Here is a 22679-nt window from a genome sequence, read left to right on the forward strand (position 1 = left end):
CTGGCCTAGAGGGTCGGTATGCGGGCGACACGGTCACCGAGCTCGGCCAGTTCGTCCGGGCTCAGGTTGTCGGGGCGCTCGAGTTCGAACTCGCCGAGCCACTTGCCCGTGGTGCCGTCCTTGACTTCGACGTGGATGATGCCGTCGACGTCATAGGAGTAGATCACCTCGAAAGGCGCCCTCTTCGGATACTGCGGGATCTCGATGGTGCCCTCCCCGACCCGCTTCACATATGCCAGGTCCTCGTCGTCCCCCTCCGTCACCTGTACCCGGAGCCGCCGCTGCCGGTCCAGGAGGGTGTAGAACGTGTCGCTCTTCTTGGTCGGCACCGGTGTGTTGTGCGGAATGATCACCGCGTTGTACTGGCGGTCGTGGTTGTCCAGGTCGGTCACGACCATGCCGAGGGACTGAGAGGTGACGTCTTTGATGGACTTCACCTTCCCCTTGGTGAGGCGGGCCAGGCCGTCGCCGGAGGAGGATTCGACGCTCGCCCCGCTGCCGACGTACTTCCGTTTCTCCGCCGCCTCCTCGGCGCGCACAGCGGCGTCCAGCGCGACCAGCGCGGCGCCGAGCGCGACCACCTCGTCCTGGGAGATGCCGCGCTCCGGCTCCCTGCCGGAGAGCCGCTGGATCAGTTCCTGCACCATGGGCATGCGGGTGGAGCCACCCACCAGCAGCAACCGGTCGATGCCGTCCCAGCCCAGCCCCGCCTCCGCCAGTACGCCCTCGGTGATGATGCGTGTGCGGTCGAGGAGCTCGGCGGTGATCTCCTCGAACTTCTCGCGGGTCACCCGTATCTGCTCGTGGCGGCCGCCGGCAGAGAGCACCACGACGGCCTGCGGGGCGTTGGAGAGAGTCCGTTTGGCGATCTCCGCCTTGTCCCGCAGCTCGGCCTGCAGGCCGCTGTCCTCGGTGAGGTCGGGACCGCCCGAGGCCATGAACGCACCGTTGAGGTGGTTCATCAGCGCGCCGTCCCAGTCGAAGCCGCCGAGGTTGCGGTCCCCGTCGGTGGCGATCACTGTGAAATCGCCGTCCTCGACCCGCATGACCGTGACGTCAAAGGTGCCGCCGCCCAGGTCGTAGACGAGTACGGTGCCGATGCTCGCGCCGTCCTCCTCGCCCTCCCCGTCCTGCCCGCCGTCGGCGAAGGACTGGTCGAGGCCGTAGGCGAGCGCAGCGGCGGTGGGCTCGTTGACGATACGCAGCACCTCGAGCCCGGCGAGCCGCCCGGCGTCCTGTGTCGCTCTGCGCCGGAGGTCGTCGAAGTACGCCGGTACGGTGATCACCGCCCGCTCGACGGGCTCGCCCAACATGATCTCGGCGTCTTCCTTGAGGCGTTTGAGCAGCAGAGCGGAGATCTCCTCGGGGCGGTACGGCGTGCCGGTCTCCGAGTGGTAGACGGGCTTGGTCTCCCCCATGTACCGCTTGACGAACTGCACCACGTGGTCGGGAGCCGTGGCCGCAGACCGCTTCGCCTGGGAGCCGACGACCACGGTGTCGCCTTGGAACATCACCACGGACGGTGTGATGTTCTCGCCCTCCCGGTTGCGGACGATGGAGGGGCTTCCCGATCGGTCGGCGACCGCCACCGCGCAGTACGTCGTCCCCAGGTCTATGCCCACCACATGTGTCACCGCTGATTCCCCCTCTTTACGCGGAGCCGCCGACAGCAGCAATCATGCCCATTTCAAGAAGAATTGATAGCCGCCCGGCGAGCTGTCCCTTCGGGATTTCGGCGTACCGCCGGAACTCCCACACGGGCTGGGCAGCCGGCGGCGGAAGCGCTCGGGAAGCTCCGCTTCCTGCACGCGTGACCAGTCCCGCAGCGCCGGGCAACGGCCGGGCGGACCTGCGGCAGCTCCGCCACGACGTACTCACGACAGCCACCGGCAGGTGTCCGCGTGGGAGAAACCCGCACACCGGTACGCGGCAGCCGGCCGGTTCAGCCCGCTCGGACGACGAACCTCTGGTCTGCGGCACCTGTGCAGGGTTCTTGGACCGCCTCGGCTCCCGCATCGGTGTCGTCGTCGGCGATACCGAGGCACAGGCCGCCGCCGGCCGGGCGGAACCGGACATCGGCGGAGCTGCCCGGGGCGGGCTCCACGCGGAACAAGGTCGCCTGGGTGCAGTCGTCGCGCGGTTCGAGCATGCCGTCGACGGGCCCGCCGTGCATGACGGTCAGGCACCCCTTGCCCTGCTGAGGGTGGTGCCACTGGATGCGGTACAGGCCCGCGCCGATCGGCTCGAGGAAGGTGCGCGGCACGGGAGCACCGGCACAGGGCAGTTGGACGGCCACCGCGCTGCCGTAGGCGCCACCGCGGTCCCGCCCGTCGGTGAGGCAGAGGTCCCTCCCGCGGGCGGGGCGGATGGTGACCCAGCCGTCGGTGGGGGCCCGCAGGGCGGTCGGCGACGCGGCCGGTGCGGTGCCCGGGCGGGCGGAGCGGCTGGAGTGGTCGGGGTCGGCGGCCGGGATCCCCCAGAGGCCGACGGCCAGCAGGAGGGCGACGAGTACGGCGGCGAGCACGAGGCCCCGGCCCCATCGTCGCCGCGGGGAGGTGGGCTCCCCGGCCGGCTCCGACCGCGGTCCGCTGTCTGGTCTCGTCACCTCGGGTGCTCCATTCGACGGTGCCGGGTAGTCCACGGCCGCGCCCCGGGGCGGCGATCCACTCCCTGGTGTTCAACCGGACGCCGACCGCTGCTCCGCCCCCGCAGGCGCGCACGAACACAGCCGGCCCGCCGGGCTGCGGCAGGCCGGTAGGCAAGCCCCAGGGCCCTGGGCCACCGTGCTCGCGCCAGTACGTCGCCGTTCCGCCCCCCCCTCCTCCAGCTCGCGGTACGTGAGGCGGGATATGCGGGGCCCGCGTGCCCGCCGTCATGCTCCAGGCGTTGCACGGAGGACAGCGGCGAGATCCGCCACGCCCGTCGCTGAGTACTGAGTGGACGGATCCCGCAGCCGGCGGACTGCACGTCTCACGTACGGCGTGCCGACCGCCCGCGCGCTGTCAGGCCGCCCAGCTCCCGTTGGACAACGCCGCCGAGCGGAACCTGAAGTAGAACTGCGTGCCGTCGGGGACGTTGGACCTGAGCACGTTCCACACCCCGCCCTCGGCGAGGGTGTAGGCCGAGGGGCAGGAGCTGCCTCCGGAGGCCGTCTCCAGGCACACCATGATGTAACGGTTGGTCCTGGGCTTGATGTTGATGTCGGCGCAGTTGCCCGACGTCACGAACAGCCGGCCCGCCGGGAGATCGACATCGCCCTCAGGCTTGGAGTAGTTGATCGCGCTCCCGTAGCAGGACGCAGCCGTTCCCGCGTCGGCTTGAGCGGCCGGCGCGACGGTCAGGGCCCCGGTGAGCAGCGCGGCCGTGGCCGCGGCACCAGCGAGGTGTCTGCCTGTCTTCATGATGCATCCTCTCGAGCGCTCCGCCCCTGCGGGCCGGTACAGGTTCACGCGTACATGACATCCGAGGCGCAGCGCGCCCCGGAGTCGCCGGGGTACTTGGTGCCGAGGCAGACGTAGACGCGGACGGAGGTGTTGCCGGTGGTCGTGGAGTCCCAGTAGCCCAGGTCCTGACCGCCCGAGGTGGAGGTGTCGTCCACGGCCAGCGGCCCGTACAGGCCCCAGCTGTCGCGGATGTAGGCACGGGCCGCGACGCCGTCGGCCTGATGGTCCTGAACGTAGTTGTAGTAGGAGGTGTCGAGTTCGGCGGTGCCGAGGGAGTAGATGCAGACGGTCGCCTGTACGGTTCCGCCGCTGAGGCCCTGGGAGTTGGCGACGGTTGCCCGCAGGGTCTCGCACCCTGCGGCCGCACGAGCCGTTCCCGCTGCCTGGGCGGGCGCCGCGGTGGTGCCGACAGCCAGTGCCGTGCCGAGGACCGCGCCCGCACAAGCCGTTCGCATTCGCACGTCATGAGCTCCTTGTTCGCGTGGATGGATGCGCCTCTGCATGCATCAGTGGCGGGGAGACATTCGCTGCATCGACCGGCCGGGCGGTTCCGGGGTCGCCTTCCCCCTGTCAGCACGACGCCCTCGCCGCCCGGCCGACCACCACCGAGGCTGCTGGGTGGGGAGGACGAGCACAACACCGGCGGGCCGTCCCGGACAGGTCCGTGCTGTCCGGCCTGGTCAACGCCTCCTTCGGTGCGTGTCCCGGACAGTCGGCGGATGCCGGGGCGCGCGGACGCGGCCACGTAGGGCGCCGGCGGACTGACAACGGGTGAACGACGCCTGGACCGATGTCCGGGACAGCCGCGCCAGGAAATAGCGAGTGGTGGCACGGGACCTGCGAGGAACAGGCGCGGGCGCGTAGAACCAGCCACTGGCACAGCGGTGCGGCCGGCGGAAGAGGTCCAGGCGGGCCTTGTGCTCGGTGTCCCAGGCTCGGCGGCCTTGGAGGATCTCTCGTGCGCAGGTCGCGTTGAAGGACTCGGCGAGTGCGTTGTCCGCGGGAGGCGACCGCGCTCAGGCGGTGCCAGTGCCCTCGGCACAGTGCCGTCCATGATCAACGATCTGGAGAGCATCGACCGGGCGTCGATGATCCATGCCTACGGTCCGGCCGACGACGTTCCGGTGTAGCTGCGGGCCATGGTTTCACGCGCCCCGAGGTGCGTGACTGTTCCAGAGGGTGGTTGGCGATCACCGTCTATGCCCAGATTCGGCTCGCCCACCCGCCGGCCACCGGTCTTCGACGGCCCCGGGAGGAGCCGACGGAGCAGACGGAGCCGAACAAACTGCCACCCGCCCGCGTCCACTGAGGGTTTAGGAACCTGCCGTCCGACGTGGGCGGAGACCTCGCGACCGGCGAGACGTTCAGCCGTCCTGCCCACCACAGAATCGACACCACACCACGTCGAACTGCATAAACGACAAGCCAAGTGGAAGGCGTTGTTCATCAGACAGGAGAGAGGGCCAGTGATGGACTGGACACTTGGCGAGCAATTCGAGACGCCTGAAGGGGTGGTGCGGTGGGGGACCCTGGGGAGCGGAGACCCGATCGTGCTGCTGCACGGCACGCCGTATTCCTCCTTCCTGTGGCGGGACATCGCTCCGGCGCTCGCCCATACCCGCAAGGTCTACTTCTTCGACCATCTCGGTTTCGGCCAGTCGGACCAGCATGAGGGCCAGGACCTCAGCCTGGCGGCTCACGCGAGGAACTTCGCCCGGCTCCTCGACCACTGGGAGCTGTCCGGCCCCAGCGTTGTCGCCCACGACATCGGCGGGGCGGTGGCTCTTCGGACACTGCTGTTGGAGGAGAGGAGCTACCGGGACCTGATCCTCTTCGACGCGGTGAGCGGCGGCGAGTGGGAACGAGGGCTCTTCCAGCTCTTCCTGGAGCACAAGGACGTATTCCAGAGGCTTCCGGGCTACGCGCACGAATCGCTGGTCGCCAGCCACCTGCGGCACGCGACGCACGTCGGTTTCCGGCCGGGAATCCTCGACGCGTTCCTCGCACCGTGGCGGGGGGACTCAGGGCGAGCAGCGTTCTACCGTCAGTACAGCCAGATCAGGCAGGCGGACACCCTCGCGTACGAGCACTTGCTGGGCGGCATGTCGCTTCCGGTACGGATCGTCTGGGGCCGGGAGGACCGCATTCTCCCTCCGCAGTACGCCGAGTGGTTGCACGAACGCATTCCGCACGCGGAGTTGCACTGGATCGAGGAGGCCGGCCACCTGCTCCAGGAAGACGCACCGGGCCAGCTGCTGGCCTGCCTGACATCCTGTTTCCCCTCGGCCTGAGCTGCGCTGCGCGCGGCGGTCCTCAGCTGAGCGGGCGGTTCGTCCCGAAAGCACACGCAGTCCAGTGCAAAGCTCTCCCCTGTGCGGGGCCGGTCGTGAGACTCACTGTCCGGCAAAGCCGGACGGGGTCCGTCTCCCGCTGGCATGTAGGGAGCCGAGGAGAGCCAGGGGCCTGGACAGACGGGCTGCCCGGTTCGGCGTGGTGGGCGACGAGTTGCTCACCCGGCGCCGTCCGTGCACACCCTCGTCCTCTTCTCCGCCGCGGCCGGCCTGCTCGTCCTCCCGTGAGGCCGACGCACCGTACGGAAGGTGCGGTGGCCCGTCACGTCGTCCGCGTGGAGCGGGTCGATCTCGTCGTGGAATCTGCGGGCGCGTCCGGCTCCGGGAGGCGGCCTGGGCGGAGTTCGTGCCCTTTCTCCAGTTCGACGTGGAGATCCGCAAGAACGTCTGCACCACCAACGCGATCGAGAGAGCATCAACGCCCGGAACCGAAAGGCCGTGAGGGCCCGGGGCACCTTCCCACCGACCGGGCCGCCCCCAAGTGCGTCTACTCGGCGGTCATGGGCCTGAACCCGACCGGCACCGGACGCAAACGCTGGACCATGCGCGGGAAGGCCGCACTCCAAGCCTTCGACATCACCTTCGGCGACCGGCTCACCGCCGTACACCGCTGAACAAACCGACCGAGTTCCGCCGTTCCCTACACAGACCCTTCCGTGGGTGAGGTCTGCGGTGCTGTCCAACTGGAGAGGAGTTTGAGGCGGTCCTCCGAGGGGGTGCCCGGCTCGGCCGTGTAGATGATCAGGTCGTGGACGGCCCGTTGAGGCAGGGGCAGGTTCAGGTGGCGGAAGGTCATCTCCAGGCGGCCGACTTCGGGATGGTTCAGCCGTTTGGTGCCTTCGTGACGGATTCGGACGTCGTGACTGGCCCACATGGTACGGAAGTCAGGGCTGAGCGTGGACAGTTCGCCGACGAGCTCACGCAGGGCCCGGTCGTGGGGTTCCCGTCCGGCTTCGGCGCGGAGCACTGCGACCGTGGCCCTCGCGCCTTCCTCCCAGTCGACGAAGAAGTCGGGGGAGCCGGGGTCGAGGAAGAAGTAACGGGGGAAATTGGCGCAGCCCCGGTCGCTGGTGGTGTCGCTGTCGAACATCGGTGCATACAGGGCCCTGCACAGCGCGTTGCTCGCGACGATGTCCAGACGGCCGCTGCGCACGAAGGCGGGGGCCATGGTCATGGAGTCCACCATCCATTGGACGGGAGACGGGATCCTGACGTCCTTGCAGCGGTGCGACCTGCGGCGGGCGGGGCGAGCCGCTCTGGCCAGATCGAGCAGATAGGCGCGCTCGTCCTCGTTGAGGAGCAATGCCTGAGCGACCGCTTCCAGCACGTCCTCGGAGACGCCGCTGATGTGGCCCTTCTCCAGCCGCGTATACCACTCGGTGCTCACGCCGGCGAGGGCCGCGACCTCCTCGCGCCGTAGTCCAGGAACCCGTCGACGTCGGCTGGTGGGCAGTCCGACCCGCTCCGGGGCGAGCTTGGCGCGTCGGCTGATGAGGAAGTCGCGGATGTCCGAGCGGTTGTCGGTGGGATCGTCGGCGTGGTGTACGGACGGAGGTTCCATTCGTCCACCGTACCCATGGTCCGGCCGATAGGGAGGTTGTGTTTATACCCCCCATAAACGCGACCTTGCCTGCCTTCGACGGCGCAGGTTTCGTGAGGTCGGCGGACTTGAACGGCGCTCCTTCATCGCGGGCCGCCGGCCGCCGTCCCCCATCCACACCTCAGGAGCATGACCATGACCAGCAAGACCGTACTGATCACCGGCGCGACCAGCGGTATCGGCGCCCACACCGCGCGGTTGCTCCTCGACCGCGGCCACCGTGTGGCGATCACCGGCCGCGACGAGAGCAAACTGAAGACCTTCCTCGACGAGGCCGGTCACCCCGACCGGCTGCTGGGTCTGGTCGCGGACGCTGCGGACTGGCAGGCCACCGAGACGGTCGTGACCCGCACCGTGGAGCATTTCGGTGCCCTTGACGCAGCGGTGGCCAACGCCGGATTCATGTCCGGTGACTCCATCGGGGCCGGTGACCCGACGTCGTGGGCGCCGATGGTTCTCACCAACGTCCTCGGCCCCGCCCTGCTGGCCCATGCCTCCCTGCCCCACCTCGAGGCCACTGCCGGACGGCTGGTGCTCATCGGCAGCGTCGCCGGGCTGAAGAACTCTCCCGCCAACCTCTACTCGGCCACCAAGTGGGCTACCACCGGACTCGCCGAGAACCTGCGCCTGCACGCCACGACCCGCGGCATCGGTGTCACTCTTGTGAACCCCGGCATGATCGACACCCCGTTCTGGCAAGGCGCCGGCGTTCCCCCCTTCGCCCTGCCTCCCCAGCCCATCGCCGAGGCCATCTGCTTCGCCCTCGACCAACCGGCAGGCGTCGACCTCAACACCCTGACCGTCCGGCCCATGGGCCAGCCCGTCTGACCACGCTCGGTTGTCACACCACGCCGCTCACTTTCTCGGAGCTTTCCTTGCGCAAGATGTCCTCCCCGTGCGGCCAAGGACACCCACGGCGGGCGTCCCAAGGTCATCGACGACGACATGCTCGCCTTCGCTGTCGCACTCCTGGCCGTAGGAATACGAGCGAACTCGTGGGCCATGATCGCTCTCAGCGCCAACCGTCGCACCGAACTTCCCCGCCACGTGCGGTGACCGGTTCGGTCCGCCGGGGCCCTCGGGCCCCGGCGGACGGACGTCGGCTACCGGTGCGCAGCCAGGAACGGCAGGACGACGTCGGCCATCTCGTCGGGTACTTCCTCCGCGAGGTCGTGGCCCGCGTCGAAGACGTGTCCGGTGACGTGGTGGGCCACGAGCCGTGCCTGGGACTCGTTGCGTTCGCCGATGAAGGCTGAACCGCCGAGCGCAAGGACCGGGATGTCCAGCTTCTTCCGGGCGGCCTGCCGGTTCTGTCCGGCGTCGGTCAGCATCGCCCGGTAGACGGCGAGCATCGCGCGGATGCCGCCGGGCATGGAGTAGCAGCGCACGTACTCCTCGATCGCGTCGGGGGTGGCGGTGTCGGGGTGGCTGCGCTCGTTCTTGATCATGTAGGTGATCAGTTCGCGTTCGTGCCCGGCGATCAGCATCTCGGGAACATCGGGCTGGAAGTAGAAGCCCAGGTGCCACAGGTGCATGCCACTGGAGACGTTCTCGGGGGTGAGGGCCGTGTGGTCCTCGAAGCCGAAGCCGGGGAACAGGGCCTCGGCGAAGACCAGGGCGGTGGCGTGGTCGCGGTGGCGGGCGGCGAGCTGATAGCCGATCACCGCTCCCCAGTCCTCGCCGATCACGGCGTAGGTCTCGTGTCCGAGGCGGGCCATCAGCTCGGCGATGTCGTCACTCATCGTCGCGGAGTCATAGCCGTCCGCGGGGCGGGCGGAGTCGCCGAGACCGCGCAGGTCGGGCACGACGACGGTGTGGTGGGGTGTCAGCTTCGGGACGAGGTGACGCCAGTGGTAGCCGGTCTTGGGCACGCCGTGCAGCAGCACCACGGCGGGGCCGGACCCGGCCGTCCGGTAGTGCAGGCTCGTTCCGTTGACGGTGGCACGGCCGGTGCGCAGGGGCGTCGTGGTGTGGTCGTACATCATGACGTGGTGCTTCCTGTCTTGGGTGGGTGTGGTGGGTCGATGAGGCCGGCAGGCGGCGCGGACCGGCGGCGCTGATGGGGGCCGCTGTCGTCGCGGCCGGGACGGACAAGCATTTTCTTGATCGAACGTTACGGAATCGGGGCATGAAAAGCGCCCGACCGAGGCCGCGGGAGCCCTCAGTCGAGAGCGGTCAGCGCGACCTCCACGAGGGGTTCGAGGGCGGACGCGTCCGGTGTGATCTTCGAGGAGACCAGCAGCCCGTTGAGGAAGGTGACCAGGAACGCGGCGACCGTGTGCGGGTCGTGCCGCGCCGCGATCTCGCCCCGCTCCATCGCGGCCCGCAGCACCTCGGTCAACACCTCCCGGCTCGCGTCCTGCATGTCGCGCACACTGCGCCGGGTCGCCGCGTCCTGAGGCAGCCGCTCGCAGACGGCGTTGACGGCCAGACAGCCCTGGCCGCCGTCCCCGACGGCGATGCGGATCCGCTCCGTGAGCAGCGTGCGGATCGCCGAGCGGGCGTCCGCCCCCTCCTCCAGACTGCGCAGGGCGTCCGCCGCGAGGGTGGTGCGGTAGTGCTCCAGTGCGGCCCGGTACAGGCCGTCCTTGTCACCGAACGCGGCGTACAGGGACCCCTGCCCGATCCCCAGGTGCTGAGTCAGGTCGCGCACCGAGGTCGCCTCGTAGCCGCGCGCCCAGAACAGTTCCATGGCGCGGCTCACTGCCGCCTCAGTGTCGAATTCCCGGGTCCTTGCCATGCCTCCACCATAACTTATCTGGATCGCTCGCTCAAGAAAGGAGGCTGCGGCCTGACCGTGCGCTGACTCGCCGGCCGGCCTCACCGCTACTCACCGCCGGCGTCCTCGGCGGTGTCCGGGGCGCGCAGCGGGCGTATGCCATGCCCCGCGGCCGCTGGATCTGACATCGAACAGGTAGCGGCCCAGGAAGTCGACGGGCCGGTCCTCGAGCGGGGAGAGCCGGCCACATCCTCGTCCTTGATGGCGTGGCTCTCCGCGCGCGGCTGGGTGACGGCCGCGTCCTCTGTCAGCCGACGGCAGGTGTCGTCGACAGGACCTCGAGTCCCCGGCTGATCTCGGTGACCCGCGCACAGGACGACTGGCGGGCGTTGCCTTGGCCGGTCCGCATGGGCTGGGGGCAGTCCACCAGCAGCGGAGCCCAACGGGGGGCGTGGGTGACGGACTTGATGTGGGAACGGATCCGGGCCGGGCTGACGCGGGCGCTGCAGTCCATCCACAGCGGCAGGCCCCGCAGCTCGAAGGTGTGCCGGTCAGGGCCGGTCCCAGTCGTCCCGCGTCAGTCCGTCGACGCCGTCACGGATGTGCTGGAACGCCACCCGTGCGCGGGCTCCTGAACGTGACGGTCGGAGTGTCGCGGCCCCTGTCGCACAGCCTGTCACACTGCGGCCCGGACGCGTGACAGCAGCCGGATCATGCCCGGACGCGATCCGCAGGTCCAGCGCCGCTTCGACCAGTGCCATCCGGTCTTCCGCCGTCAGTACGGTGCCCGAGGCCAGCACCCGGCTTTCGTCGGCCACCCAGGTGTACGCCGCGGACCCGGCCGTTTGGTCGTACTCGTCGACCAGTCCGAGGACCTCGTCCTTGAGGCTTTCGTTCATCGGATACCGTCCGCGGGGCGGCCCGCGAGGGGTGGAGCCTGGCTCTGTCCGGCGGTCCGCCAGATCCAGCGCAGGGTCTCCGGTAGCGTTCGAGCAGCCGACCAGTCCAGGTGACGCCGAGCCAGAGTGGGATCCGCGATCTGCCAGCCGACAGCCGCAGACCGCCAGCCGCCCTCGGGCGGCGGGATCACGTCGATCGTGAACTCCACTCCGCTGGCCGACGCGAGCCCTCGGACCAACTCGTAGGCGCTGCTGGCCCGCCCGGTGCCGATGTTGAGCACCGGCACGCCCGCGAGTCGCCGCGACACGGTCGAGCGGAGGACCGCCTCGGCCAGGTCACGGGCGTCGGCGTAGTCGCGGTGCTGTTTCAGGTCGAACAGGGCGAGCCTCGCCGGGCGTCCGTCCCACCGTGCTCGGTTGAGTGTCCGCAGGGTCCTGCCGAGCAGGCTCTCCGGCGACATGCCCGATCCGACGGCGTTGAAGATGCGGAGGACCACAATGTCCAGCGACGCCTCCCGGGCGACTTCGAGGATCCTGCGAGTGCCCCGCAACTTGGTCCGCCCGTACTCCGACCGCGGCGACTCCGGGCACCCTTCGTCGGTCGCACGGGGGTGGGGCAGCGGCCCGTACTCCAACGATGAGCCGAGGTGTACCAACCGGGCGGTGCTGCCCAGGTCGGCCATCGCCAGCGCCAGTTGCTCCGGCAGTTCGGCGTTGGCTGCCTCCAGTAGGGAAACGTCATTCCGCCAGATCTCACCGACGGTGTTGACCACGGCATCCGGGGTGAACCGGTTGATCATCGAGGCGAATTGAGGCCGCCGCGGAGCGCTGCCGTCCAGTGCGACCACTCTGCACCCGGCGGGCACAGCGGCCGGCCGCCTGCTCACCACGGTGACCTCCATGCCCGCCGCGGACAGCCTGTGGAGGACGTGCCGACCGAGGAATCCGGCGCCACCGACCAGGAGGACTTTGGTGTGCCGGGTCGCGACGAGGGACTCCGAGGTCATGGCCACTCCCGAACGCGCCGGCTGCCACCGTCACGTGCTACGGGAGGAGGACAGGACGATCGCGCTCGGCAGCCCGTTGTCCAGGGCTCGAGGATACGCGTTCGTCTCGGGGAACTTAATGTCGTTCTACTCCCGGAGCCCAGCGTCACTTTCTCCATCCCCTTCGATCCGAACGGGCGCCGCTGAGTGACCTCGATCCGTACGGCGAGGCGTTCCACGTCGTCGACCAGTCGGGCCTGGCGTCGGCCCGCCGCTGCTTGATCGCGCATGTCCGATCTCGTCAGCACCGCATTCGCGAAGTACCGCACGGTGTTGCCGAACTGGTCATCCGTCGACAGTGTGATCACCTCGCGGTGATCCTGCCGCTCGAACGCGCAGCCGGTCCGGCCGGAGTGCTCCATTCCGAAGATCAGGTCGGCCGTCACTCCCCGGGCATGCGGGCGAGGACTCGTCCCCCGACCAGGGCGTGGAGTTTGCATCCAGGTGCCCCCTCACGCCGCGCTGGCGAGCGGCTCAAGCGTGCCCCAACCCGGTGCGACGGCTTTTGACGCTGGACAAGTAGAGCCCATGGGACGGCTACCGGGCAAGGGCTCATCTCAGGGTGATGGCAAAGTCTCTTGGTCATGGCTCGGTGCAGGCAATCGCCCTTCACCTCTCCAGCGCGGAGTACGGCATGAGGAAATCCCGAGTACTCGAAGGGCCTTGTGGTGAGGCAGGCGCCCAAAGCGTGTCGCACAAGGCTGTGTCCGGGCAGGTCAGGGCCGGCTGGTGACGGCCCGACGGCTCCGCTGTTCCAGCAAGAGCACGGCCTCCGCCGCTGCCCGGCTCAGGGTGCCAGCACCACCCTGCCGAACACCTCCCCCGCGTCCATCTCGCGGTGGGCCCGCACCGCCTGGTCCAGAGACAACACTTCGTGCACGACCGTGCGCAGGTCCCCGTGCGCGGCATCGGCGAACTGGGACGACCGCACGGCCTGACGGTCGGCGCGGGGCACGGTGTCAGAGCTGAAAGTGGCGAACGACAACGACCTGCGGAAGGCGTCCATCAACCGCATGCCGAAGTCCGCCGGCGGCTGCCCACCGACCACACCGACAGCGATGTACCTCCCGTTGGAGTTCAACTTGTCCAAAAAGAAGGGGAGTTGTCGGCCCCCCACTACATCGATCACCACGTCGAACCCCGCGGGTGCGTCCGGGCCGCCCTCGCCGGAACGGTCAAGGACATGGGTCGCGCCCAGGTCTCGCAGGCGGGCGCCGCGCTCCACCGACGAGGTGGTCACCGCCACCGCGCTCGCACCCTCCCTGGCTGCGAGCTGGACCGCTGTGATTCCGATACTGCCCGCCGCACCGCGCACGAGCACCGTGTCGCCGGGGGTGAAACGGGCCCGGTCCAGGGCGAAGTGGGCGACCACGCCAGAGCCGCCGAGGGTCACCGCGGCGGCGGCGGTCAGGCCGTCGGGCAGCGCCAGGACGTCCTCGATCGCGGCGACGGCCTGCTCGGCGTACCCACCGGACAGGCCGGTGAACGCCCACACCCGCCGCCCGATCCACGAGGCGTCCACGCCCTCTCCCACCGCGGTGACCCTTCCCGCGACCTCGCTGCCGAGCAGATGGCCCTCCCGGAAGCCGTAGGCGGCGAACGTTCCCCGGCGGATCACGGCGTCCACGCCGCCCACCCCGATCGCCTCCGTGGCGATCTGCACCTGCCCCGGGGCAGGAACGGGCGCCGGCACATCGACGACCTCCAGGCCATCGGGGCCTCCGAACGTCCTGATCACGACGGCTTTCATATCTGCTCCTCCGGTCGGTAGGGGGACGGATCGCAACGGCCCGGCCGTGGGTGTCGAGCCGGCCCCCACAGCAGGGTCACCACCGGCGAAGTGCCGGGATGGGGGGGGGCGGCAGCACCGCCATCGGACCGTAACGGACGCCCCCGTCCGTTTGGCTAAAGTGAGAAACGATGACCAACCATTTGCCTCAGACCGCGCGCTCCGACGCCCGTGACAACCGGGTCCGCATCCTGGACGCCGCCCGCGCGGTGTTCGGCGAGGAGGGGCTGAGCGCGCCCATGCGCGAGGTCGCCCGGCATGCAGGCGTCGGCCCGGCCACGCTGTACCGGCACTTCCCGACCAAGCAGGCACTGATCGTGGAGACCTTCGCCGAGCAGCGGCGGGCCTGCCATGCCGCCGTCCGTGACGCCCTTGCGGACTCGGACCCGTGGCACGGATTCCGGAGCCTGGTCGAGCTGATCTGCGAACTCCACGCGCACAGCCGGGGATTCACCGACGCCTTCATGACGGCCTTTCCTGAGGCCATGGACTTCGCCGCCGACCGGGAGCAGACGCTGCGCGCGGTCGGCGAACTGGCTCGCCGCGCCCAGGAGACCGGCCGGCTGCGCCCCGGCTTCGTCGTCGACGACCTGATCCTCATGCTCATGGCCCACCGGGGCCTCCAGGACACGCCGCACGACGCCCGCGTCACGGCGTCCCGCCGCTTCGCCGCCTACGTGATCGAGGCGTTCCGCGCCGCACCGGAGAGGGGAGCGCCTACACCGCTGCCGCCGGCACCACGCCTGCAGCTCACACACTCGCCCGGCACGCCGTGATCGTCACCTGGGAGTTCGTCAACCCTTGCCGCCGTCGCCGGTCGACGCGGTCCAGCCGGCCCGTGGCCGCCTCGGCGTCCGCGCCGCAAGCCGGACTCGCTCTTCGCTGACCGCGGCTACGACCACGGCGTCTGCCGCGATCAGATCCGTCGATCGCGGCATCGTGCCCGCGAACGCCCGCCGCGGGACCCTGGTGGCCCGCGGTCCCGGTGGCAGTGTGCCCGTTGCGGTGCTTGGCCAGTGCTCTGCACGCCAGCACCGGCTTCCAAGATCAGCGGCTGATGGCTGTCTCGTGCACCACGTACGACAGCTTGTCGGGGTTGCGGACGTGGTAGGCGCCGGTGACGCAGCCGTCCTCGACGCGCACGGCCAGCACGCCGTCGACCTGTCCGTCGACCCGGACGAGGAGGGCAGGGCCGCCGTTGATCTGTACCGGTTCGAGCGACCTCGGGGCGTCGCGTTTCCACCAGCCGCCTGCCAGGAGGCGGGCGACCTTGTCCGCGCCCACGATGGGCCGTAGCAGGGCGTGTCGGACTCCGCCGCCGTCGCTGAGGGCGACGACGTCGGGTGCGAGGATGTCGAGCAGGCTCTGCAGTTCGCCGGTTTCGACCGCTTTCCGGAAGGCGTGGAGCGCGGCCTTGGTCTGGGCCGGGGAGACGGTGCCTCGTGGTCGACGCGCGGCGACGTGTGCCCGGGCCCGATAGGCGAGTTGGCGGACCGCGGCCGGGCTCCTGCCGACGGCGTCGGCGATCTCGTCGTACGCGAGGTCGAACACCTCGCGGAGCACGAACACGGCCCGTTCGACCGGCGCGAGCGTCTCCAGCACCAGCAGCATCGCCATCGAGACGCTGTCGGCCAGTGCGACGTCCTCGGCCACGTCCGGCGCGGTCAGCAGCGGTTCGGGCAGCCACGGTCCCACGTAGGACTCCTTGCGCCGGCCGAGTGCGCGCACCCGGTTGAGTGCCTGCCGGGTGGTGATCTGCACCAGGTACGCGCGTTCCTTGCGCACCGTCGCCGGATCGACGGCCGTCCACCGCAGCCAGGTCTCCTGCAGGACGTCCTCGGCGTCGGCGGCCGAACCGAGGATCTCGTAGGCGACGGTGAACAGCAGGTTGCGGTGGGCCACGAACACGTCGGTGGCGCCGTCCGGTACCTCCACCCGGGCGGCACGGTCCGGCGGCTCGGGTGTGTCCGTGGTTCGTCCGCTGCGCTCGCTCATTCCCGGCTCCCACCTGTTCGTTTCCCCGCTGTGCCCAGCCATGGTCCGTGCACTGGACACCGGACGGCGCTGTTGTGCAACACCCGCGACGTGTGGCCCACGTCACGCGTCCGCGGCTGTTACGGGTGGTGGAGGGCCGGTGTCTGGTGTACGTCAGGACGCCGCGCGAACGCACCGAGAGTTTCGTGTGCCGGCGTCCCCACTCAGACACCCTGGCACCTGAGAAAGGGCTTGGAACATGAGCATCAGCAAGTTCGCCGTGGCGGGAGCAACCGGACGGCTGGGACGCCACGTCGTGGACGTCCTCACCGAACGGGGGCACCGGGTCGTACCGATGTCCCGCGCCACCGGCGTGGACATCATCACCGGTGCGGGCCTGGCCGACGCGCTCACCGGTGTCGACGTCATCATCGACGTCGCCTCATGGCACGCCTCCGAGCAGGAGGCCGCCACGGAGTTCTTCCGTACCGCCACCGGTAACCTGCACGAGGCCGGCCGACGTGCGGGAGTCGACCGGATCGTCGCCGTGTCGATCATCGGCGCGGACAAGGCCACCGCCGGTTTCGTCGCCGCCCAGCAGGTGCACGAGGAAGCCAACCTGTCCGGCCCCCTGCCCGCCCGCATCCTGCGGGCCGCGCAGTTCCACGAATTCGTCGGCCAGCTCCTGGACTGGCGGCATGGCGACGTCGCCCACATCCCCGCCCTGCCCACCCAGCTCGTGGCCTGCCGCACCGTGGCAGAAGCGCTGGTCGACCTGGCCGTCGACCCCGACGCCGCACAGCCGGGTCCCGGTGAACCGATCCCCGAGATCGCCGGCCCGCGCAGGGAGACCATGTCCGAGGCGGCCGAACTTCTCGGCGCCCGCCGAGGCATCAAGGTGGTCGCGGTCGACGGCTCCGGCATGCCCGACGCCGGGATCGCGGCGGCCGGCGGGTTCCTGCCCGGCCCGCACGCCAAGCTCGCCGGCCCCACGTTCCGGGAATGGCTCGACACCCGGTCCTGACCAGGCCGGGCGGATCTGGCGTCCTTCGGCGCGTGGCCCGGGACCGCCGCGCCGGCGTCCGGGTTCTCCAGAGCACGACGGCGCCGGATACCAGGTCGAGAGCGCCCGGGAGCAAGCCACTCACAGCACGACGGCCGCCGTATGTGACGCACGGCCACCTGTTCGAAAGAAATGGGGTCTTCCATGCACGACAGCTCTTCCCGGGGTGAGCCTTCCCAGGCCCGGGCGGGCACTGCGGTCACGACGGCCCGGGTGGTGAACGGTCGTGGCACGGTCACGCTGCTGCGGGTCGTGGCCGCCGTCGCCTGTCTTGAGACCCTGGTACAGGGCCTGCTCGCCGGGATGCTGCTGAACGGCGACGTCGATTCCATCGACCCGCACGGCTTCAACGCCTACGTCTTCGAGCTGCTGGCGTTCCTGCAGGTCGCGGCAGCCGTCCTGTTGTGGCGCAGCAACCGCTGGCTGACGTGGCCGTTGAAGGCCGCCGTCGGCATCCTGGCGGCCACGTTCGCCCAGACCGCGCTGGGTCTGGTGAGCTCGCTCGCCGCGCACGTCACCCTCGGCGTGGCGTTGTGCGCGATGGAGACGGTGTTCGTCGTGCGGGCTCTCGCACTCCGCGCGGACAGCCCAGCCACGCCCGCCTGAACCGCCGAGCTGGGCGTCGGTTTGGCGGAGAAGGTACGGGAAGCACTCGTAGCGTTCGTCGACGCACACCGCCAGGTGTGCGGAGTCGAGCCGATCGGCCGGGTCCTGACCAGCCACGGCATTTGGCGGCAGTTGCACCACGAGGGCGCCCCGGTGGCCCGCTGCACCGTCGCCCGGCTGATGCGCGAGTTCCCCGATGCTTCACCCGCCGACGTGCGGGGAGATCGCGGGCAGTTCCACCGTGATGCGGATCCCGCCGGCAGAACGCGGGGTGAGGATGAGTGTTCCGTCGTGTGCCTGGGTGATGGTCTTGACGATGGCCAGGCCGAGGCCGACACCTGCGTGGCCTGTGTGATCGGTGTGGACGCGCTCGGTGCCGCGTTGGAAGGGTTCGGTGAGGGTCGAGACCAGCTGGGGGGTGATCCGCTCGCCGGTGTTTTCCACAGTGAGTACCACTGTGTCGCGGCGGACGCTTGTGTGGACCCATACGTTGCCGTGTTCGGGCAGGTTGTGGACGATCGCGTTCTGTACGAGGTTCGTGGTCAGCTGGAGCAGGAGCGCCGGCGATCCGGTCGTGGGGGCGACATCGCCACTGTTCTCGAGGGTGACGCCGTGCTTTTCCGCGAGGAGGAAGAGTGTTTCGGTGGCTTCTTCCGCCATGAGGGACAAGTCGACGGGTTCTCGGGTGAAGGACCTCTGCTCGGCGCGACTGAGCAGGAGCAGTGCCTCGGTGAGGTCGACGGCTCGGGTGTTGACGGCGCGGAGGCGGTCGATGAGTTCGCCTGTGTCGTGGTGGGGATCGGTGCGGGCCACGTCGAGAAGTGACTTCGAGATCGCCAGCGGTGTGCGCAGCTCGTGAGAGGCGTTGGCTGCGAATCTCTGCTGTTCGGCGACGTGCGCTTCGAGCCGTACGAGCATCGTGTCGAAGGCGTCGGCGAGTTCACGGAACTCGTCCTTGCGGCCCGGCAGCTGGACGCGGTGGGAGAGTGATCCGTTCGCGGCCATGCGGGTGGCGTGCGTGATGCGGTTCAGCGGGGCGAGCATGCGGCCGGCGAGGAACCATCCTCCCCCGAGACCGAACACCAGTAGGAACATCATCGTGACGGCCGCCATCGGAGCGAAGTCGCGCGCGACGGAGAGGCGGTAGTCGGGCACGAAGACGAGCCCGACGTGCTTCACACGAGTCAGGAACAGCCACCCGGCGATGAGCATCAGGGTGCCGGCCAGCATGAGGAACCCGGTGTAGCTGAGGGTGAGTTTGAGGCGGACGCTCGGCCCCGGCCGCCTGTCCATGGCCCCCTCCCTCACGTCTGGTGGCCGGGCGCTGTGTCGATGCGGTAGCCGACGCCTGGCACGGTGGCGATGAGCCAGGGTTCGCCGAGGCGCTTGCGCAGGGCCGAGACGGTGATGCGCACGGCGTTGGTGAACGGGTCGGCGTTCTCGTCCCATGCCCGTTCCAGGAGTTCTTCGGCGCTGACGACACCGCCTTCGGCGGTGACGAGGACTTCGAGGACGGCGAACTGTTTCCGGGTGAGCGCGATGTAGCGGTCGTCGCGGTAGACCTCGCGGCGGAACGGATCCAGGCGCAGGCCTGCGATCTCACGCACGGGAGGCCTGGTGTGCGCACGCCGGCGGTCGAGTGCTCTGAGACGGAGCACGAGCTCCCGCAGCTCGAAGGGTTTCGTGAGGTAGTCGTCGGCGCCGAGTCCGAACCCGGAGGCCTTGTCGTCGAGACGGTCCGCGGCGGTGAGCATGAGGATCGGCATGCCACTGCCGGAGGCGACGATGTGTTCGGCGACCTCGTCGCCGGACGGGCCGGGGATGTCGCGGTCGAGGACGGTGATGTCGTAGGTGTTGATGCGGAGCAGTTCCAGAGCGGTGTCGCCGTCACCCGCGATGTCGGCCGCGATCGCTTCCAGGCGCAGGCCATCGCGAATGGCTTCCGCCATATAGGGCTCGTCCTCGACGATCAAGACACGCATGCTCTCAAGGCTACGAGCCCGCACATATCGTCGGCGTATCAAAAACCGCATACGTGCCGACAACATCGCGTTGTCTTCACTGGCGCCATGACTCGGACCCCGGCATCAGCACGAACTAGTGCCGCGGCAGGCAACGTTTGCCCGGTAAGGAGCGGCGTCCGGTGCGTGCTCTCGGCGTGCCGGCCGGAAGCCCTCGTACTGGACGTACTCGGGCTTTCGGCCGGTGCGGCGAGAGTGCGTGCCGGGCGTCGCGACGGGGCGAACGTTGCCTGTTGCGGCACTAGGCCCCGCCGGGTTCGCCGGCTGGTCGTCGTCGGCCTGATCATCGTCATCGCGGTCAACAGCGGTTGGCGTTCCCCGGAGTACCAGAAGCAGCCTCTTCGCGAGGCGGTCTCCGAGTACGGGGCCGAACGCGAGGCCGCCCGACGGGTGGCCACCGCGACGACGTCTTCTCATGCGTCGGGGGACGCGGTCGACAGCGGGGACTCCCGTGCGACGGCTCGACAGTCCGGGCACGGTGCCGAGTACGGGCTGTGCCAGGTCTACCGGAACGAACCCTGGCACTACGCACGGCGCACCGAGGCACTCGACCGTGGCTGCCCCCGGATGTACGCCGACCCCGCCCAGGACCCGAGGATGCAGCAGTGAGCGACAGTGCGCGAGGAGAGACGATGACGCAGGTGGACACGGCGGAGACCGGGCAGGGCAGCCCGGCGGATACCGATGCGCCGGGCACCGGGACAGGTGCCCCGGCGGCCGGGACCGGCGGGACCCGGCTTGCACGCATTCGTCCGGCGATCCGCGCCCTGTCCGGCCCGGGACCGTGGATGCGCGGCTCGGTGCTCGCGGCGCTGGCCCTCGTGCTGGGCCTGCTCATGCTGTCGCACGCGCAGATCACGGACCGTGGTGGCCTCGGCAGTCTGGTGGAGACCTTCCTGCCGTGGTTCGGCCTGTTCGTCCCTGTGCTGCTTGCCGCCGCGTTGTGGCGCCGATCCGCCTCGGCGGTGGTCGCGCTGCTGTTGCCGGTCACGGTGTGGCTGAGCCTCTTCGGCGGGCTGCTCGACGACAAGTCCCGGTCGGGCGGTGACCTCACCGTGGTGAGCCACAACGTCGGCGCCGAGAATCCGGACCCGGCCGGCACCGCCCGCGACCTGGCTGCCTCCGGTGCGGACGTGCTGGCCCTGGAGGAGCTGACCGCGGAGGCCAGGGGCACGTACGAGAAGGGGCTGGCGAAGGCGTACCCGCACCACACGGTGCAGGGCACGGTCGGGCTGTGGAGCAAGCTGCCGCTGTCCGACACCCAGCCGGTCGACATCAAGCAGGACGTCGGGCCGCTGGGGGACACCAAGCCGACGGAGGTCAAGATGGCCGACAACCGGGCGCTGCGTACCACGGTGGCCACGGCCAAGGGGCCGCTGGCGGTGTATGTGGCCCACCTGGGGTCTGTACGGGTTAATCCCCGGGCAGGCTTCTGGACGGACTCACGGGACAGAAACGCGCAGGCGCTCGGCAAGGCCCTCGCCGCCGAGCGAAACGAACGGGTCGTACTGCTCGGTGACCTGAACGGCACGATGGACGACCGCGCGTTCGCCGGTATCACCTCGCAATTGACCTCGGCCCAGGACACGGCCGGTGACGGCTTCGGCTTCAGCTGGCCGACGTCCTTCCCGATGGTGCGGATCGACCAGATCCTGGTCCGCGGCGTCGAGCCGAAGAGTTCGTGGCTGCTGCCGGAGACCGGCAGCGATCACCTGCCGGTGGCGGCCGGGATCAGTTGGTGAACACCAGGACAGGTACATGGCTTCCTGGCGCCCCCGTCCACCGGTCCCCGGCCCCCGGCCCCGGTCCCGGTTTCCGGTCAGGGGCGCCGAGTCCGGTGCGCGTGCGCGAGAGCCAGGTGCCGCCGGCCTTCCCCTCGAACACGGCCTGGGGCGAGCACCACTCGGCCAAGGGCCGAAAACGGAGTCTCGGCCGGGGCCCGGTAGGAGGCGGGCCGGCGAACGTCGATGCAGTCGTCCGGGGCGATGACGGGTGTGGTGGTCGACGGGCCGGCCATGGTGTACCGCCCGTAGCCGTCCGCGGGTGCCGCCGCCGTGGTCTTCAGGCGTCCGGGGCTGTCGAGGGTGACCGTCTCCCCGGTTTGGCGGGGACGTCGAGGAACGCCGATCCCTCCGGGGCGACGGCCTGCACGGTCGACGACGCTCCGGGCGGTGTCGCTGTCGACGGCGTACGGTATCCAGGTCCTGCGGTCCCAGATGTAGAAGGATTTCGACTGGACGTCGGCATGCGTGCTGATCGGCTCGATCACCGAGTACGTCACCACGGCGGCGCGCGCCGTCGTCGGAGCGCCCCGGGTGTCCTCGGCTCGCGCCGTCAGGCGGAGCTTCGCACCCGAACGGTCGGCCGCCGCGGACTTCCCTGCGGACCGCACGGACCCGGTGCCGTCCACCGAAGCGACGGAGTGGCGAGTCGCGGAGGCGGCACCTCCCGTGTCCCCCGGTCACCCGGACATCACGGCCGTCGATGAGCTCGACGCGCGCATGGTCGCCCAGGACGGCGCTCTGCCCGGTGCGGAGCGCCACGTCGTCCTGCGCGAACGAGACCGTGCCCACGGCCGTGGCCGGAGGGCGCGCCGGGGCGGTCTCAGGGGAGAAAAGGCCCAACTAGGGGCCACACACTGCTCGCAGAGACTCAGCATGTTTGATTTGCTCTCCGTTGGACGGCTGCGAGAGACACGGGGAGCGTCATGAGGATCACCTGGTTCGCCTGGCTGGCGAAGCATTTCGGTGAATACGGCTACAGCGAGGGGCTGTGGCGTGCCGCGATCGGCACGGGCGCCGTACTGGTCACCGCCGCGTTGCTCTGGTTGGCGCTGCATCGCAATCGGCCCGCCGCCGTGGCCGCCGCCGGCCTCACTTGTGCCCTGGGTATCGGCTGGCTGGCCTTTCACTGAGAGGGCGTTCACGACGGACGCGTCGCGTTCCGCACCCGCCCACCAAGCAGAAGCCGGGCTCGGCGCCAAGGGTCAGGCAAACGCCTCAGCACTGCCGCCCACGCGTCAACCGGCCCCCTTCGTGCCCGACCGCTTCACCGCGGTACGGCGCCCTACCGTCTCTGCCTTCGTCGTGGCCGGGACGGCCAGTACGGTGCTCGCCTGCCTGACCGTGTCACAGCACCCGCCCGCCCGACCCGGACCTCCCCGCCCTC

Annotated in this window: 23 protein-coding genes and 2 pseudogenes; 9 read left to right on the forward strand and 16 right to left on the reverse strand. The window is 69.8% G+C overall.

The genetic code is table 11. The features are described 5' to 3' along the window. Positions 1-5: 5 nt before the first annotated feature. From RM812_RS34375 to RM812_RS34390, 4 genes are all read right to left on the reverse strand, one after another. The gene (locus tag RM812_RS34375) at positions 6-1634 is read right to left on the reverse strand and encodes an Hsp70 family protein (RefSeq protein ID WP_311582115.1); all 1629 of its coding nucleotides are present in this window, start codon (positions 1632-1634) and stop codon (positions 6-8) included. A gap of 308 nt (positions 1635-1942) precedes the next feature. Next, positions 1943-2605, reverse strand: a complete 663-nt coding sequence (locus RM812_RS34380) for an RICIN domain-containing protein (protein WP_311582119.1) — start codon at positions 2603-2605, stop codon at positions 1943-1945. Between the two features lie 397 nt (positions 2606-3002). After that, positions 3003-3401, reverse strand: coding sequence for a hypothetical protein (locus tag RM812_RS34385; protein WP_311582122.1), 399 nt, complete (start codon positions 3399-3401; stop codon positions 3003-3005). A gap of 44 nt (positions 3402-3445) precedes the next feature. After that, positions 3446-3904 carry a hypothetical protein gene (locus RM812_RS34390; RefSeq protein ID WP_311582125.1) on the reverse strand — a complete coding sequence of 153 codons (459 nt, stop codon included), beginning with the start codon at positions 3902-3904 and terminating at the stop codon, positions 3446-3448. Positions 3905-4912: 1008 nt separating this feature from the next. On the opposite strand from RM812_RS34390, the gene RM812_RS34395 reads away from it, so the two are divergent. Further along, positions 4913-5734, forward strand: coding sequence for an alpha/beta fold hydrolase (locus RM812_RS34395; RefSeq protein WP_311582127.1), 822 nt, complete (start codon positions 4913-4915; stop codon positions 5732-5734). Between the two features lie 102 nt (positions 5735-5836). On the opposite strand, the pseudogene RM812_RS34400 reads toward RM812_RS34395, so the two are convergent. Next, positions 5837-5969, reverse strand: a pseudogene (locus tag RM812_RS34400) (transcriptional regulator); the annotation flags it as partial. 138 nt (positions 5970-6107) lie between these two features. Here RM812_RS34400 and RM812_RS34405 point away from each other — a divergent pair. Further along, positions 6108-6408, forward strand: a pseudogene (locus RM812_RS34405) (transposase); the annotation flags it as partial. Between the two features lie 26 nt (positions 6409-6434). On the opposite strand, the gene RM812_RS34410 reads toward RM812_RS34405, so the two are convergent. Further along, positions 6435-7355, reverse strand: coding sequence for a helix-turn-helix transcriptional regulator (locus RM812_RS34410; protein ID WP_311582130.1), 921 nt, complete (start codon positions 7353-7355; stop codon positions 6435-6437). 174 nt (positions 7356-7529) lie between these two features. Here RM812_RS34410 and RM812_RS34415 point away from each other — a divergent pair, with 174 nt between their 5' ends. Then, positions 7530-8222 carry an SDR family oxidoreductase gene (locus RM812_RS34415; protein WP_311582133.1) on the forward strand — a complete coding sequence of 231 codons (693 nt, stop codon included), beginning with the start codon at positions 7530-7532 and terminating at the stop codon, positions 8220-8222. A 275-nt stretch (positions 8223-8497) separates the two neighbouring features. Here the strand turns inward: RM812_RS34415 and RM812_RS34420 are convergent, their stop codons facing one another. The 6 genes from RM812_RS34420 to RM812_RS34445 form a co-directional block, all read right to left on the reverse strand. Next, complete coding sequence (locus RM812_RS34420; RefSeq protein WP_311582136.1) at positions 8498-9379, reverse strand: alpha/beta fold hydrolase; 882 nt, start codon at positions 9377-9379, stop codon at positions 8498-8500. Positions 9380-9555: 176 nt separating this feature from the next. Continuing rightward, positions 9556-10134, reverse strand: a complete 579-nt coding sequence (locus RM812_RS34425) for a TetR/AcrR family transcriptional regulator (protein ID WP_311582139.1) — start codon at positions 10132-10134, stop codon at positions 9556-9558. 286 nt (positions 10135-10420) lie between these two features. Next, positions 10421-10627 (reverse strand): hypothetical protein, encoded by a 207-nt coding sequence (locus RM812_RS34430; protein ID WP_311582141.1) that lies wholly within the window; start codon positions 10625-10627, stop codon positions 10421-10423. Positions 10628-10664: 37 nt separating this feature from the next. Next, entirely contained in the window at positions 10665-11012 is a 348-nt protein-coding gene (locus tag RM812_RS34435) for a hypothetical protein (RefSeq protein WP_311582144.1), read from the reverse strand. Next, positions 11009-12019 carry an NAD-dependent epimerase/dehydratase family protein gene (locus RM812_RS34440; protein WP_311582147.1) on the reverse strand — a complete coding sequence of 337 codons (1011 nt, stop codon included), beginning with the start codon at positions 12017-12019 and terminating at the stop codon, positions 11009-11011. The genes RM812_RS34435 and RM812_RS34440 overlap by 4 nt, the downstream gene beginning before the upstream one ends. Positions 12020-12845: 826 nt before the next feature. Then, positions 12846-13808 carry a zinc-dependent alcohol dehydrogenase family protein gene (locus tag RM812_RS34445; protein WP_311582150.1) on the reverse strand — a complete coding sequence of 321 codons (963 nt, stop codon included), beginning with the start codon at positions 13806-13808 and terminating at the stop codon, positions 12846-12848. A 170-nt stretch (positions 13809-13978) separates the two neighbouring features. Between RM812_RS34445 and RM812_RS34450 the strand changes: the two genes are divergently transcribed. After that, on the forward strand, positions 13979-14623 hold the full coding sequence (locus tag RM812_RS34450; RefSeq protein WP_311582153.1) for a TetR/AcrR family transcriptional regulator: 645 nt from the start codon (positions 13979-13981) through the stop codon (positions 14621-14623). A 271-nt stretch (positions 14624-14894) separates the two neighbouring features. On the opposite strand, the gene RM812_RS34460 is transcribed toward RM812_RS34450, so the two are convergent. After that, positions 14895-15842, reverse strand: a complete 948-nt coding sequence (locus tag RM812_RS34460; protein WP_311582156.1) for an RNA polymerase sigma-70 factor — start codon at positions 15840-15842, stop codon at positions 14895-14897. Between the two features lie 238 nt (positions 15843-16080). Here RM812_RS34460 and RM812_RS34465 point away from each other — a divergent pair, with 238 nt between their 5' ends. Together RM812_RS34465 and RM812_RS34470 are read left to right on the forward strand one after the other, a co-directional pair. Beyond that, positions 16081-16845: an SDR family oxidoreductase gene (locus RM812_RS34465; protein ID WP_311582159.1), complete on the forward strand. Its 765-nt coding sequence runs from the start codon at positions 16081-16083 to the stop codon at positions 16843-16845. 183 nt (positions 16846-17028) lie between these two features. Next, positions 17029-17490: a hypothetical protein gene (locus tag RM812_RS34470; protein WP_311582162.1), complete on the forward strand. Its 462-nt coding sequence runs from the start codon at positions 17029-17031 to the stop codon at positions 17488-17490. Positions 17491-17691: 201 nt separating this feature from the next. On the opposite strand, the gene RM812_RS34475 is transcribed toward RM812_RS34470, so the two are convergent. Together RM812_RS34475 and RM812_RS34480 are read right to left on the reverse strand one after the other, a co-directional pair. After that, positions 17692-18783, reverse strand: a complete 1092-nt coding sequence (locus RM812_RS34475; protein WP_311582165.1) for a sensor histidine kinase — start codon at positions 18781-18783, stop codon at positions 17692-17694. Between the two features lie 11 nt (positions 18784-18794). Then, positions 18795-19472, reverse strand: a complete 678-nt coding sequence (locus RM812_RS34480; protein WP_311582168.1) for a response regulator transcription factor — start codon at positions 19470-19472, stop codon at positions 18795-18797. 165 nt (positions 19473-19637) lie between these two features. Here RM812_RS34480 and RM812_RS34485 point away from each other — a divergent pair, with 165 nt between their 5' ends. Together RM812_RS34485 and RM812_RS34490 are read left to right on the forward strand one after the other, a co-directional pair. Next, the gene (locus tag RM812_RS34485; protein WP_311582172.1) at positions 19638-20120 is read left to right on the forward strand and encodes a M15 family metallopeptidase domain-containing protein; all 483 of its coding nucleotides are present in this window, start codon (positions 19638-19640) and stop codon (positions 20118-20120) included. 179 nt (positions 20121-20299) lie between these two features. Further along, the gene (locus tag RM812_RS34490; RefSeq protein ID WP_311582180.1) at positions 20300-21253 is read left to right on the forward strand and encodes an endonuclease/exonuclease/phosphatase family protein; all 954 of its coding nucleotides are present in this window, start codon (positions 20300-20302) and stop codon (positions 21251-21253) included. 77 nt (positions 21254-21330) lie between these two features. Here the strand turns inward: RM812_RS34490 and RM812_RS34495 are convergent, their stop codons facing one another. Next, a complete protein-coding gene (locus RM812_RS34495) occupies positions 21331-21921 on the reverse strand; it encodes a hypothetical protein (protein ID WP_311582175.1) in 591 nt (196 codons plus the stop codon). A gap of 297 nt (positions 21922-22218) precedes the next feature. On the opposite strand from RM812_RS34495, the gene RM812_RS34500 reads away from it, so the two are divergent. Then, the gene (locus RM812_RS34500; protein ID WP_311582178.1) at positions 22219-22425 is read left to right on the forward strand and encodes a hypothetical protein; all 207 of its coding nucleotides are present in this window, start codon (positions 22219-22221) and stop codon (positions 22423-22425) included. Positions 22426-22679 lie beyond the last annotated feature (254 nt).

The sequence above is a fragment of the Streptomyces lancefieldiae genome, assembly GCF_031845825.1.
In the GTDB taxonomy this organism is placed as follows: Bacteria; Actinomycetota; Actinomycetes; order Streptomycetales; family Streptomycetaceae; genus Streptomyces; species Streptomyces lancefieldiae.

Excerpts from the sequence above, each read along its gene's own strand:
- RM812_RS34480 (WP_311582168.1), bottom strand. The coding sequence starts at position 19,472 with ATGCGTGTCTTGATCGTCGAGGACGAGCCCTATATGGCGGAAGCCATT.
- RM812_RS34395 (WP_311582127.1), top strand. The coding sequence starts at position 4,913 with ATGGACTGGACACTTGGCGAGCAATTCGAGACGCCTGAAGGGGTGGTG.
- RM812_RS34435 (WP_311582144.1), bottom strand. The coding sequence starts at position 11,012 with ATGAACGAAAGCCTCAAGGACGAGGTCCTCGGACTGGTCGACGAGTAC.
- RM812_RS34430 (WP_311582141.1), bottom strand. The coding sequence starts at position 10,627 with ATGGACTGCAGCGCCCGCGTCAGCCCGGCCCGGATCCGTTCCCACATC.
- RM812_RS34445 (WP_311582150.1), bottom strand. The coding sequence starts at position 13,808 with ATGAAAGCCGTCGTGATCAGGACGTTCGGAGGCCCCGATGGCCTGGAG.
- RM812_RS34425 (WP_311582139.1), bottom strand. The coding sequence starts at position 10,134 with ATGGCAAGGACCCGGGAATTCGACACTGAGGCGGCAGTGAGCCGCGCC.
- RM812_RS34420 (WP_311582136.1), bottom strand. The coding sequence starts at position 9,379 with ATGATGTACGACCACACCACGACGCCCCTGCGCACCGGCCGTGCCACC.
- RM812_RS34465 (WP_311582159.1), top strand. The coding sequence starts at position 16,081 with ATGAGCATCAGCAAGTTCGCCGTGGCGGGAGCAACCGGACGGCTGGGA.
- RM812_RS34475 (WP_311582165.1), bottom strand. The coding sequence starts at position 18,783 with ATGGACAGGCGGCCGGGGCCGAGCGTCCGCCTCAAACTCACCCTCAGC.
- RM812_RS34440 (WP_311582147.1), bottom strand. The coding sequence starts at position 12,019 with ATGACCTCGGAGTCCCTCGTCGCGACCCGGCACACCAAAGTCCTCCTG.
- RM812_RS34470 (WP_311582162.1), top strand. The coding sequence starts at position 17,029 with ATGCACGACAGCTCTTCCCGGGGTGAGCCTTCCCAGGCCCGGGCGGGC.
- RM812_RS34415 (WP_311582133.1), top strand. The coding sequence starts at position 7,530 with ATGACCAGCAAGACCGTACTGATCACCGGCGCGACCAGCGGTATCGGC.
- RM812_RS34500 (WP_311582178.1), top strand. The coding sequence starts at position 22,219 with ATGAGGATCACCTGGTTCGCCTGGCTGGCGAAGCATTTCGGTGAATAC.
- RM812_RS34410 (WP_311582130.1), bottom strand. The coding sequence starts at position 7,355 with ATGGAACCTCCGTCCGTACACCACGCCGACGATCCCACCGACAACCGC.
- RM812_RS34385 (WP_311582122.1), bottom strand. The coding sequence starts at position 3,401 with ATGAAGACAGGCAGACACCTCGCTGGTGCCGCGGCCACGGCCGCGCTG.
- RM812_RS34450 (WP_311582153.1), top strand. The coding sequence starts at position 13,979 with ATGACCAACCATTTGCCTCAGACCGCGCGCTCCGACGCCCGTGACAAC.
- RM812_RS34460 (WP_311582156.1), bottom strand. The coding sequence starts at position 15,842 with ATGAGCGAGCGCAGCGGACGAACCACGGACACACCCGAGCCGCCGGAC.
- RM812_RS34490 (WP_311582180.1), top strand. The coding sequence starts at position 20,300 with ATGCGCGGCTCGGTGCTCGCGGCGCTGGCCCTCGTGCTGGGCCTGCTC.